Genomic DNA, 12,331 nt, shown 5'->3' on the forward strand with positions numbered 1-12,331 from the left:
CTTGTCGGCGCGACCGCCTGCCTTCATCATGACCGCTGCCCAGGCTCCACAACGCAGGATTCACCCATGCACGATGCCCACATCGCCCACGCCGCCGGACTGTCGCGTTACCTCGCCCGCATGCTCGACAGCCGAGCGTGGCTGCGCGACAGCCTGAACACCTCGGCCGGCGCCGCCCTGGATGCCGACGCGATGCGCGCATTTCTTGGTGACGAGGCGCGCAGCGAAGACGCCCTGCCAAGCGCCTTGCGGCGACTGCGCACGTGGGTGCTCGGCCATCTCGCCGTGCGCGACCTGAACGGGCTGGCGGATCTGGCTGAAGTCACCGAAACCATGACCACGCTGGCGGAAATCGCCATCCAGATCAGCCACGAAGTACACCTTGAAGCCCTGATTGCCCGTCACGGCCGCCCACTGTCGTCGGTGGGGTGGGAGCAGGAACTCATCATCATCGGCATGGGCAAGCTCGGCGGGCGCGAGCTCAACGTCTCGTCCGACATCGACCTGATCTTTGTCTATCCGGAAGACGGCGACACCGGCGGCACCAAAGTCATCAGCAACTTCGAGTTCTTCGAGCGGCTGGGCAAACGCATCATCAAGACCCTTGCCGATGTCACCGAACACGGACAGGTGTTCCGCGTCGACATGCGGCTGCGCCCGAACGGCGATTCCGGCGCGCTGGTGTGCTCCTTCGACGCGCTGGAAAACTATTTCATCACCCAGGGCCGCGAATGGGAGCGTTATGCGTGGATCAAGGCGCGCGCGCTCAATGGCGAGCGTTTCCTCGAACTCGACGGCGTCGCCCGCCCCTTCGTGTTCCGCAAGTACCTCGATTACGGCTCATTCAACGCCATGCGCAACCTGCATGCGCAGATCCGCCGCGAAGTCACGCGGCGCGACCGTGCCAACAACGTCAAGATCGGGCCGGGCGGCATCCGCGAGATCGAGTTCATCGCACAGGTGTTCCAGCTCATCCGCGGCGGACGCGACCGCGCCCTGCAGATCCGCCCGACGCTGCGGGTGCTCGAGCGTCTGGCCGAGCGCAACATTCTTGCCCAGGCCACCGTCGACGAGCTGTCGCAGGCCTACGATTTCCTGCGCCGGCTCGAGCACCGCTTGCAGTATCTCGATGACGCACAGACGCACGATCTGCCGGAGTCCGCCGCAGATATGGAGATCATCGCGCGCGCGATGAATTTCGAATCGGTCGCCGCGCTGATGGCGCAACTGGACGCACACCGGCGCGTCGTCAGCCGTCACTTCGACGAGGTGTTCAGCGACCCCACCGACCGTCAAGAGAAAGACGAACTCGGCGAGGTCTGGGCCTCGGGACGCGAAGACGCCTTCGATCCGGTGATCGCCCAGCTCGGTTATGCCGACCCGCAAGCCGTCGCTCACAAGCTTGCCGAGATCCACGACAGCCCGCGCTATCAGCAGTTGCCGAGCGATATCCGCTGCCGTCTCGACGCCCTGGTGCCGCGCATCGTCGAAATGGCCGCCGGCACTGCGCTACCCGATCAGACGCTGACGCGCTGCCTCAAGCTGCTCGAAACCATCAGCCGTCGCGGCGCCTATCTGGCGCTGCTGCAGCAATACCCTCACGCCCTCAAGCGCGTTGCCGACCTGATGAGCGCGTCAAGCTGGGCCAGCGACTACCTCACGCGCCACCCCATCCTGCTCGACGAACTGCTCGATGACCGCCACCTCGACGAGGAGCCCGACTGGCCGGATTTCACGGCCGAACTGGGCACCGCGCTCGACGCCATCGAACCGGACATGGAACATCAGATGGACATGATGCGCGAACACCATCACGCCCAGGTGTTCCGGCTGCTCACCCGCGACATCGCCGGCAAGCTCACCGTCGAGCGCCTGGCGGATCACCTCTCGGCGCTGGCCGACCTGATCCTGGAGCTCAGCCTGCCACTGGTGTGGCGCAAGATCCGCACGCGCCACCGTGACGACCCAGCCTTTGCTGTCATCGCCTACGGCAAGCTCGGCGGCAAGGAACTGGGCTATGCCTCGGACCTCGACATCGTGTTCCTGTTCGACGACGACGCGCCCGAGGCCATGGAGGTGTATTCGCGTTTCGCCCAGCGCGTGAACACCTGGCTATCGACGCGCACTGCCGCCGGCATCCTGTTCGAAACCGATCTGCGCCTGCGCCCCAACGGCGACGCCGGCCTGCTGGTGACCTCGATCGAGGCCTTCCGCAAATACCAGCTCGAATCGGCCTGGCCGTGGGAACATCAAGCGCTCACCCGAGCGCGTTTTTCCGCCGGCGACAAACGCGTCGGCGAAGCCTTCGAACAGATCCGCTGCGAGGTGTTGCGCCAGCCACGCGAGCTCACCAAACTGCGCGACGAAGTCCTGACGATGCGCCGCAAGATGCGCGACGCGCATTCCGGCAAGGGCGAGGATTTCGAGCTCAAGCACGACGCCGGCGGCCTCGTCGACGTGGAATTCATGATCCAGTATCTGGTGCTGGGCCATGCCCACCAGCACCCCGAGCTCGCCCGCAACCTAGGCAACATCGCGCTGCTGCGCATGTGCGGCGAACTCGGTCTGATCCCGTCGGAACTGGCCGAGCAGTGCAGCGACAGCTACCGTCTGCTGCGCCGCCTGCAACACCGCCAACGCCTCAATGACCAGCACTCGCGCGCCAAGATGGCTGACGTCGCTGACGCGCGCGCACCGGTACTGGCCCTGTGGAAAATCATCTTCGGCGACGAATCGTCGCGGAGCGAACCCCATGCCGAATGAGATCGAACTCAAACTGGCGATACCGCAGCGTGCCCTGCCGCAACTGCGCCGTCACCCGCTGATCGCCGCCTGCCCGCAACTCGGGCGCGCGATGACCCTCGACAACGTTTATTTCGATACGCCTGACCTGGGCCTGAAAAAACAACGCATTGCGCTGCGCACCCGCAAGGCCGGCCGGCGCTGGCTGCAAACGGTAAAGGCCGCCGCGGTATCCACTGGCGGGCTATCCAGCCGCCCCGAGTGGGAGCAGCCGTACGACGGCTCCTTTGACTTCTCGGCCATCGACAACGCGCTGATCCGCAAGCAGCTTGCACGCCATGCCGGCGACCTGCAACCGGTGTTCAGCACGCACTTTCGGCGCGAAACGCGCGTCTGGGAACCCAACCCCGACACGCGCATCCTGCTCATGATCGACTCCGGCAAGGTCATGGTCGGAGAACACAGCCTGCCCATCTGCGAACTCGAGCTGGAACTGGCACGCGGCACGCCGCGCGACCTGCTGCTGTTCGCGCGGCAACTCGCCAGCGACTTGCCGCTCCTGCCTGACGACATCAGCAAGGCGGAACGCGGCTTCCGGCTGCATCTCGGGCTGCAGCCAAAGGCGGCGCGTGCGCAACCGTCCGACATCACGCCAGAGATGAGCCCCGTCGAGGCTTTCCGCACGCTGGCCTTTGCCTGCATACGCCAATGGCAGACGAACGCCAGCGGCGCGGCGCAAGGGGGTGGTGCCGACTTCGTGCACCAGCTGCGCGTTTCGCAACGCCGCCTGCGCTCGCTTCTCGGCCTGTTCGAGTCGGCGCTGCCCGGCAACTTCGTAGCGCGCTGGTCGCGCGAGCTCAAACACAACGCCAATCGTTTTGGCGATACCCGCGATCTCGACGTCCTGAGCGACGAACTGCTGCCCCCCGTACGCGGCACCAACGAGGCAGAGAGCTCGATGCTGCGCCTGCTGCGTCAGCGCCTGACCAGCGAGTATGCGACTGCAAGCAAGCACGTTCAGGCGGCGCTCGACCCGGCTGAACAGGGCCGCTTGCTGATCGACCTGATGTGCGACCTGCTCGATCTGCCCAGCAATGACCTGATCGGCGCGGTTGATCTGCGCACCTTCGCCGCCCTGCAGCTCGAACGGCTGCGCAAGCGCGCGGCGAGGCGGCTGGCCAGGGCGCGCGATCTGGTGCCCGAGCACCTGCACGCGCTGCGCATTGCCTTCAAGCAGCTGCGCTATGGCGTGGAGTTCTTTGCCCCGCTGCTGCCAAAGAAGTCCTGCGCCAGCTACCTTGCGGAGCTCGTCCGCACGCAGGACGCGCTGGGCTTCGTCAACGATGTCGACGTCGCGCGCGCGCGCTTTGCCATGTGGAGCACCGATGAGCCCGCCCTGCGCGAAGCCGCGGCCTTCGTCTGCGGCTGGCACGGACCTCGCCACACCAAGCTGTCCCGTCGTGCCGTGCGAAACGCCACACCGCTGCTGCGCCGCGCCGCCGCACCGTGGGCGGACGCCGTGCCGCAACGGCGCGCCACGTAACATCCCTGCAACGACATGTACGGAGAATCCGCGCTTTGACGACAACGGATACCGACCGGATGGACCTGCTTCTGTGGCGACACGCCGAGGCGATTGACGGCACGCCAGACCACAGCCGCGAACTGAGCCAGCGCGGACATGACCAGGCACGCGCCGTCGCCGCCTGGCTTAAGGAACACCGCCCGCGCAAGCTGCGCGTGCTCTGCAGCCCGACCACACGCACGCTGCAGACGGTGCGTGCCTTCACAGATGATTTCGAGAAAGTGGCTGCGCTGGCCCCCGACGGCAACGTGGCCGGCGCACTGGCCGCAGCCGGTTGGCCCGATTCCGGCGGTGCCGTGCTGATCGTGGGCCATCAACCCGCGCTCGGCCGGCTGGCAGCCCTGCTGCTGTCCGGCCAGGAAGCTGACTGGACGGTCAAGAAAGGCGCATTGTGGTGGTTCACCAACCGCGTCCGTGACGGCGAAACGCAGACCGTGCTGCGCACCGTCCTGCCCGCCGACTTCGCCTGAAAGACGCGGCTCCCACGGGCACTGGAGGAGCACGCCGGGGAGGCTGGCCCGCTGGGGATTACGCGGTAGAATGCCCCACTCCTTGGCCTGCCCGATGATCAAACGCTACCTTCCGACCCGCGAGAGTCTCAAGCAGAACCGGCTACTGCGCTGGCTCGGACCGCGCATTCACGACCCCCTGCTGTGGCACGTGAACCGCAACTCGGTAGCGCGCGGTGTGGCGATCGGTGTGTTCTTCGGCTTTCTCGTACCGGTCATGCAGATTCCGGCCGCCGCAGTCGTAGCTCTTACGGTACGCGCCAACCTGTGGGTGGCGGCACTCGCCACACTGGTCAGCAACCCCTTCACCTACGGCCCGATCTACATCCTCGCCTACCGCATCGGGGCGAGCATCCTGCCTCCCGTCACCACCGACAACCCTGCCTCCGACGACCACGCGACCACCGCGCTGCAATGGATTGTCGAAGCCATCAACTGGCTGACCGGCATCGGCCGTCCGCTTGTGCTCGGCATGCTGTTGATGGCGGTCGTTGGCGCGATCATCGGCTACTTCGGCGTACTGCTGGGGTGGCGCCTGAACGTCATCCTCAAGCGCAGCCGGCAACGCCGGCAGCGCGCCTCGGCACGCCGCGGTCCCCCGTGACGGCGCGCCGGCCAGTGCGCTACCCTTGCCGTCTCATCCCTTGCGCCCCCGGAGCATGCTCGACTCGATGAACGCAGCGCTTGAAAACGGCACGACGCGTGTGATCGACGGCGTTCGCCGCGTCTTCTATGACGGTTACTGGATCAAGGCCTACGATCCGCCGGCCGATTCGCTAAGGGAAAAACGGCACCTCATCGAGGCGCTGACGCGCAGGCTGTTCAACCATGTCGAGCATGGCATCAACGTGCCCGGCTCAAGACTTGCCGAGGCCCGCGCGGCCTTCGATGCGGAAACGGTGCCCGAGCGCAAGCGCGTCAAGGGCGCGATGCTCGCCGGCGCACTGTTCAACCGCGCAGCGGACAACTTCACCAAGCTGGTGGACCGCCAGGCCACAGGCCGGGATGTCGCGCAGGACAGCGCGCTGATGCGCGAATGCGGCCAGTGCCTGCAGGAAGCGCTGTCACTCGGCCGCATGGTGTTGCATCGCAGCGGCGAGGAAGGCATCGACGAACTGTGGGGCGAGCCGTTCCGCGCCTTCTCGATCCCGATCGAGGCCTTCTACGAAAGCCGCTACATCAAGATCGCCGAGGCCCTGCGGGGCATCGACCGAATTGCCACGGCGATGACTGCGACCTTCGGCAACACGCTGCTGTTTCAGGGTATCGAACATCCGATCGCACAACTCTGCGAGGCGGCCAAGCTCAAATGCGAAACCCTGCGCACCGACGACGACGTCTTCGATATCTGGACGGATTTCGTGGTCGCTGGCGAGCATCTCGCAGCATTCTCGCCACGCATGATCAATGCCCCGACGCTGGAAACCATCCAGTTCGCCGGCGAGGGATGCCAGCTCATCGTGCGCGGCCGGGATCTGATCGGCGACATCACGCGTGCGCGTGTGGCCATGCCTAAGAGCACCCGGGATTTCGTCGAACGCTGTGAGCGCTACCGCGAACTGGCCCGCGCGCACCTGAATCCGGCAGTGCTCGGCGCCTGAAGGCCCGGAGGGAGGGTGCAGCAAACCGTTCGAAGATCTGGCGCGGCACCGTCATGAACCGGTGACGGCAACCTCCCCGGCGCATCCTCAGACGATGATGCCGCCGCCCAGACACACCTTCGATTCGTACACCACCACGCTCTGCCCCGGCGTGAGCGCCCATTGCGGCTGGGCAAAGACGATCTCGCTGCTGTCGGCATCCACGCGATCGATCTCGCATGGCTCGTCCGCGGCGCGGTAACGCGGCTTGGCCGAATACACCCAGTGCGTATGCGGGTCGCGCCCGGCGATCCAGTTGAGGTCAATCGCGGTCAGCCGCTCGCGCAGCAGCGCCGGATGGTCGTGCCCCTGCACCGCATACAGCACGTTGGCAGCGACATCCTTAGAGGCCACGTACCAGGCTTCGTGCTCGCCGGTGGCATCCTGCCGGCCCTTCACGCCACCAATGCGCAAGCCCTTGCGCTGGCCGATGGTGTGGTACATCAGCCCGTCGTGCTCGCCGAGCACGCGGCCGTCGTCGAGCGAGCGAATTTCGCCTGGTTGCACCGGCAGATAGCGCATCAGGAACTCGCGGAAGGGTCGCTCGCCGATGAAGCAGATGCCGGTCGAATCCTTCTTGGTCGCAACGTGCAGACCGGCTTCAACGGCCAGGCGACGAACGTCGCGCTTGTACAGGCCACCGAGCGGAAACAGCGTCTTCGACAGCTGCGCCTGGTTCAGGCGATACAGGAAGTAGCTCTGATCCTTGGTGCCGTCCTCGGCCTTGAGCAACTGATAGTCGACGCGGCCGTCGTTCTCCCAACGCCGCACCTGGGCGTAGTGCCCGGTGGCGATACGCTCGGCACCCAACTCCATCGCGTGATCGAGAAAGCAGCGGAACTTGATCTCGGAATTGCACAGGATGTCGGGGTTGGGCGTGCGGCCGGCCTCGTATTCGCGCAGAAAATCGGCGAACACGCGCTCCTTGTATTCCTTGGAGAAATTGACCACTTCGAGGTCGATGCCGATCACGTCGCACACCGACGCCACATCCACCAGATCCTGGCGCGACGAGCAGTACTGATCGTCGTCGTCGTCTTCCCAGTTCTTCATGAACAGGCCGGTAACGCGATAGCCCTGCTGCTTGAGCAGCCAGGCCGTGACCGACGAATCGACACCGCCGGACATGCCAACCACGACGTGCATGCCTGCGGGATCTCGATCAATGGACATCAGGCCCCTCCCCGCGCAACCAATTCTCCAGCGGCAGGACAACGGCCGCCTTGCCGGTGTCGACAAACCAGCTGTCGACCGCATAGCGCGCCCCGCCCTTCTCCTGAATCACCGCGCTCTTGTGCACGAAATACATCACGGACGGACGTTCAGCCGGCGCTCGAACCACATGGAAACGCAGCCATCCGCGCTGAGCCAGCATCTCCAGAAGCGCTGTCGTACTGGTCGCGTGATCGGTGCTGTCCATCCGACCGTAAACGCCCTCATCGAGCAGGTTTCCTCGACGATCAGCGCCCACCGGCGTCTGCCGGCCTGCCTCCGCATACAGCGCCCCGATCACCGACGCGATCTGGGCTCGCTCATCAGCAGCATCGCGCGCACGCGCCAGTCGAGCGCTCAACGGCGCAAGCACGGCATCGGAAAATCGCACGGCCGAACGGCTCGCGCAGGCATGGTTAAAGCACACCTCGACGCGGGTCTGCGCCAACGCCGGCGCAGCAAGCAGCGCGCCCAGCAGCAACACGGTGAGGCGCCTCATGACTGGTACCACATCAGATCAAGCGCATGGCGTCGCCCCGCGCGCCAGTCGTCAAGCGAGCGCAGCACGAGCGGGCTGCGATGCCGTTCAGCGCTCTCGCGCAACTCGGCCTCGCTCATCCACAGCGCACGTACGATGCCCTCGTCCAGCCGGACATCGGGCAAGGCTTCGCCCACTTGGCCGGTATAGGTAAAGCGCAGATAGCTCACGTCGGTGTCCGGCAAACGCCATTGATAGATTCCCACCAGTGCTTCGGGCTGGAACACATGCCCGGTCTCCTCGCGTGTCTCACGCACCACCGCCTCCAGCAGCGATTCACCCTGGTCGAGATGCCCCGCCGGCTGGTTGAGCCGGAGGCCATTTTGCGTTTCTTCCTCTACCATCAGGAAGCGTCCCGCGCGCTCGATCACCGCAGCCACGGTGACGTTCGGTTTCCACCTGCCGTCCATACCCACACGCTCACGAAAAAGAGCGTGATTCTACCGCCGCCGAGGGGGTCCATGCGAGCCCGCTTATGCTGCACTGCAAGGGCTTTGACGCAAATTGACCAAGGTCAAGGATAGGCAAACCTTCTACGACAAAAGTGGCATCAACATTTGATGTAATCGGCCCTAGCCAGTAACATTGATACGTTTTGTTCAGCCGACCAAAAACGCTTCCAGACGCTGCCGCCAGGCAGCAGGGAGGCTGGAGGCGTAGCAGTATCACTCGGGGTTCCGGTCGGCACCCGACAACCAGGATCAGACCTCTATGCTTATAAAGATCAAGAAAGGCCTGGATCTGCCCATCAGCGGAAAACCTGAGCAGCGCGTGGAAGACGCTCGCGCGGTCAGGCACGTGGCGGTCATCGGCGTCGATTACGTCGATCTCAAGCCCACCATGCACGTGGCGGAAGGTGACAAGGTCAAACTGGGGCAAACCCTGTTCGAGCACAAAAAGCTGCCGGGCGTGGTGTTTACGGCACCCGGTGCAGGCGAAATCGTCGCGATCAATCGTGGCGCCCGCCGCATGTTGCAGTCCGTGGTCATTCGCCTCGACGACAACGAGGAAGCGGTGGACTTCACCGCCTGTGCCGCTGACCAGCTGGCTTCGCTGACGCACGAGCAAGTGCGCGAGAAGCTGCTCGCCTCAGGTCTTTGGACCGCGCTCAAGACCCGCCCTTTTGGCAAGATCCCGAACCCCGAGTCGCGTCCGGCGTCGATCTTCGTTACTGCGATCGACACCAACCCGCTCGCGGCCGACCCGCAAGCCGTCATCAACGCCGATGCTGAAGCCTTCAACAACGGCCTGACGGTGCTGGGCCACCTCACCGAAGGTCCGCTGTGGGTGTGCAAGGCCGATGCGGCCCGAATCGACGGCGTTGCAGACAGCGCCAAGGTCCGCGTCGTCAGCTTCGACGGCCCGCACCCCGCCGGTCTTCCGAGCACCCACATTCACCACCTTGATCCGGTCAATGCAAGCAAGACGGTCTGGCACCTGAACTATCAGGACGTCATCGCCTTCGGCAAGCTGTTCACCACCGGCAAGCTGCCGACCGGCCGCGTCATCTCGATCGCCGGCCCGCGCGCCAAGAACCCGCGCCTCGTGAGCACCCGCCTGGGTGCCAGCCTCGACGAACTGCTCGAAGGCGAGACCTCCGACGGCAGCAACGTTCGCGTTGTTTCGGGCTCGGTATGGTCCGGTCGTCGCGTCAATGGCTGGTCTGCCTACCTCGGCCGCCATCACCTGCAGGTCAGCGTGCTGCAGGAAGGTACGCCGCGTGAATTCATGGGCTGGCTGAACCCGGCCGGCAGCACCAAGTTCTCGCTGCTCAACGTGATGCTGTCGAGCTTCTCCCGCAACAGCGGCCGCGAGTACGACTTCACTTCCTCGCAGAACGGTAGCCCGCGCGCGCTGGTCCCGATCACGACCTTCGACAACATCGTGCCGCTGGACATTCTCGTGACTCCGCTGTTGCGCTACCTCCTCGTCAGTGACACCGACATGGCCCAGAAACTTGGCTGTCTCGAGCTGGACGAAGAGGACATGGCACTGTGTTCCTTTGTGTGTGTCGGCAAGCACGATTACGCGCCGGTGCTTCGTCAAAACCTTAGCTTGATTGAGAGGGAAGGCTGATGTCAGGCATTCGACGCTTCCTCGACCGGATCGAGCCGCAGTTCCATAAAGGCGGCCGATTCGAGAAGTACTACGCGATCTACGAGATGGTGGATACCTTCCTGTATTCGCCTCCCGACACCACGCGTACCGCGCCGCACGTACGCGACGGCATCGACCTCAAGCGCATGATGAGCTATGTGGTCGTCGCCCTCCTGCCGTGCATCATCTGGAGCTGGTACAACAGCGGCTACCAGGCCAACTTCGCACTGACCGAACTCGACGTCGTGCGCGAAGACTGGCGTGGCGCCCTGCTCTCGGCTCTCGGCATCGGCTTCAACCCCGGCAGCATCTTCGCCAACCTGGCGCATGGCTTCCTGCTCTTCCTGCCGATCTACCTGACGACGCTGATCGCCGGCGGTCTGTGGGAAGTGCTGTTCGCCACCGTGCGCAATCACGAAGTGAACGAGGGCTTCCTCGTCACCTCGATGCTGTTCACGCTGACGCTGCCGCCCGAAATGCCGTTGTGGATGGTCGCCCTGGGCATCAGCTTCGGTGTCGTCATCGGCAAGGAAGCCTTCGGCGGTACGGGCAAGAACTTCCTCAACCCCGCACTTACCGGCCGTGCCTTCCTGTACTTCGCCTACCCGGCTGAAATCTCGGGTGACCAGGTGTGGGTTGCCGTTGATGGCTTCTCCTACGCCACCCCGCTGGGTCTGGGTGAGACCGGCGGCATGGCGGCGATCACGGAGAGCGTGAGCTGGATGCAGGCCTTCCTGGGCATGATGCCCGGCTCGCTGGGCGAGACCTCGACCCTGGCGATCCTGATCGGCGCGCTGTTCCTGCTCTACACCCGCATTGCCTCGTGGCGCATCATGGCCGGCGTGGTCGCAGGCGTGGTCGTGACCTCGTTGCTGTTCAATGCGCTGGCCGGCGATGCGCGCCCGATGATGGCCATGCCGTTCTACTGGCACTTCGTGGTTGGCGGTCTGGCGTTCGGCACGGTGTTCATGGCTACCGACCCAGTTTCGGCGTCGATGACCAACACCGGTCGCTGGGCCTTCGGCATCCTGATCGGCTTCATGACGGTCGTGATCCGTTGCATCAACCCCGCCTTCCCGGAAGGCATCATGCTGGCGATCCTGTTCGCCAACCTCTTCGCACCACTGATCGACTACGTGGTGATCCAGATGAACATCCGACGGAGGGAGCGCCGCCATGTCAGCGCCTGAGCAAAAATCCGCCGGCGGCCCGCTGGCATCCATCCTCGCCCTGCCCAACGATAGCGGCAAGAAGACGATTTTCATGGCAGTTGCCGTGTGTCTCGTCTGCTCGGTCGTCGTCGCTTCGGCGGCGGTTGGCCTGCGCCCGATCCAAGCCGCCAACCAGGAAGCAGACCGCATCCGCAACATCGTTGATGTTGCGGGCGTGGCCAAGCCCGGTCAGACCGCAGCCGAAGCGTTCCGCCAGAACGTTGAGGCCCGCCTGATTCGACTCGAAGACGGCACGGTTAGCGAAGAATTCGACATCGCAAGCTTTGACATCGAAAAGGCATCGAAGGATTCGGCCACATCGCGCGCGCTGCCCAAGTCGGAAGACAAGGCCAACATCAAGCGCCAACCGACCCACATGCCGGTGTACATCGTCAAGAACGAAGCCGGTGACATCCAACGCCTGATCCTGCCGGTGCACGGCGCCGGCCTGTGGTCGACGCTCTATGGCTTCCTCGCACTTGAGGGTGACCTCAACACCGTGGGCGGTCTGAAGTTCTATCAGCATGCTGAAACCCCGGGTCTGGGCGGCGAAGTCGACAACCCGAACTGGCGTGCGATCTGGGACGGCAAGATGGCATTCGACGAGCAAGGCGAACCGAGCATTCAGCTTGTCAAAGGCTCGGTGGATTCCTCCACGCCCAACGCCGAACACAAGATCGACGGTCTTGCCGGTGCCACGCTGACGTCGCGCGGCGTCGAGAACCTGATCAACTTCTGGCTCGGTGACGCCGGCTACGGCCCGCTCATCGAACGCCTGCGTAACGAAAGGGGTTAAG

General features: G+C 64.4%; 11 protein-coding genes. 8 read left to right on the plus strand and 3 right to left on the minus strand.

Annotated features, from left to right (window positions below):
* The first annotated feature begins 66 nt into the window (after positions 1-66).
* The 5 genes from glnE to AC6H0N_RS10230 all read left to right on the plus strand — a co-directional run bounded on the left by glnE (position 67) and on the right by AC6H0N_RS10230 (position 6,437).
* Positions 67-2,763, plus strand: a complete 2,697-nt coding sequence (gene glnE, locus AC6H0N_RS10210) for a bifunctional [glutamate--ammonia ligase]-adenylyl-L-tyrosine phosphorylase/[glutamate--ammonia-ligase] adenylyltransferase (protein WP_497574009.1) — start codon at positions 67-69, stop codon at positions 2,761-2,763.
* Positions 2,753-4,285 (plus strand): CYTH and CHAD domain-containing protein, encoded by a 1,533-nt coding sequence (locus tag AC6H0N_RS10215; protein ID WP_497574010.1) that lies wholly within the window; start codon positions 2,753-2,755, stop codon positions 4,283-4,285. The genes glnE and AC6H0N_RS10215 overlap by 11 nt, the downstream gene beginning before the upstream one ends.
* Positions 4,286-4,344: 59 nt before the next feature.
* On the plus strand, positions 4,345-4,797 hold the full coding sequence (locus AC6H0N_RS10220) for a SixA phosphatase family protein (RefSeq protein ID WP_497574011.1): 453 nt from the start codon (positions 4,345-4,347) through the stop codon (positions 4,795-4,797).
* Between the two features lie 70 nt (positions 4,798-4,867).
* Entirely contained in the window at positions 4,868-5,440 is a 573-nt protein-coding gene (locus tag AC6H0N_RS10225; protein WP_497574012.1) for a DUF2062 domain-containing protein, read from the plus strand.
* 67 nt (positions 5,441-5,507) lie between these two features.
* Entirely contained in the window at positions 5,508-6,437 is a 930-nt protein-coding gene (locus AC6H0N_RS10230) for a hypothetical protein (protein ID WP_497574013.1), read from the plus strand.
* A gap of 87 nt (positions 6,438-6,524) precedes the next feature.
* Here AC6H0N_RS10230 and mnmA read toward each other — a convergent pair whose 3' ends face one another.
* Genes mnmA through AC6H0N_RS10245 form a run of 3 tightly spaced genes read right to left on the minus strand, consistent with a single transcriptional unit; the run spans position 6,525 to position 8,636 of the window.
* Complete coding sequence (mnmA, locus tag AC6H0N_RS10235) at positions 6,525-7,622, minus strand: tRNA 2-thiouridine(34) synthase MnmA (protein WP_497574589.1); 1,098 nt, start codon at positions 7,620-7,622, stop codon at positions 6,525-6,527.
* Between the two features lie 16 nt (positions 7,623-7,638).
* Complete coding sequence (locus AC6H0N_RS10240; RefSeq protein ID WP_497574014.1) at positions 7,639-8,187, minus strand: hypothetical protein; 549 nt, start codon at positions 8,185-8,187, stop codon at positions 7,639-7,641.
* On the minus strand, positions 8,184-8,636 hold the full coding sequence (locus tag AC6H0N_RS10245) for an NUDIX hydrolase (protein WP_497574015.1): 453 nt from the start codon (positions 8,634-8,636) through the stop codon (positions 8,184-8,186). Before AC6H0N_RS10245 ends, AC6H0N_RS10240 begins: the two co-directional genes overlap by 4 nt.
* A 301-nt stretch (positions 8,637-8,937) precedes the next feature.
* Here AC6H0N_RS10245 and AC6H0N_RS10250 point away from each other — a divergent pair, with 301 nt between their 5' ends.
* From AC6H0N_RS10250 to AC6H0N_RS10260, 3 genes are read left to right on the plus strand one after another with little or no spacing between them, the layout of a single operon-like run.
* On the plus strand, positions 8,938-10,302 hold the full coding sequence (locus AC6H0N_RS10250; RefSeq protein WP_497574016.1) for a Na(+)-translocating NADH-quinone reductase subunit A: 1,365 nt from the start codon (positions 8,938-8,940) through the stop codon (positions 10,300-10,302).
* On the plus strand, positions 10,302-11,513 hold the full coding sequence (locus AC6H0N_RS10255) for an NADH:ubiquinone reductase (Na(+)-transporting) subunit B (protein WP_497574017.1): 1,212 nt from the start codon (positions 10,302-10,304) through the stop codon (positions 11,511-11,513). The genes AC6H0N_RS10250 and AC6H0N_RS10255 overlap by 1 nt, the downstream gene beginning before the upstream one ends.
* On the plus strand, positions 11,500-12,330 hold the full coding sequence (locus AC6H0N_RS10260) for a Na(+)-translocating NADH-quinone reductase subunit C (protein WP_497574018.1): 831 nt from the start codon (positions 11,500-11,502) through the stop codon (positions 12,328-12,330). Before AC6H0N_RS10255 ends, AC6H0N_RS10260 begins: the two co-directional genes overlap by 14 nt.
* Position 12,331 lies beyond the last annotated feature (1 nt).

Source organism: Pseudazoarcus sp. NS34, assembly GCF_059703725.1.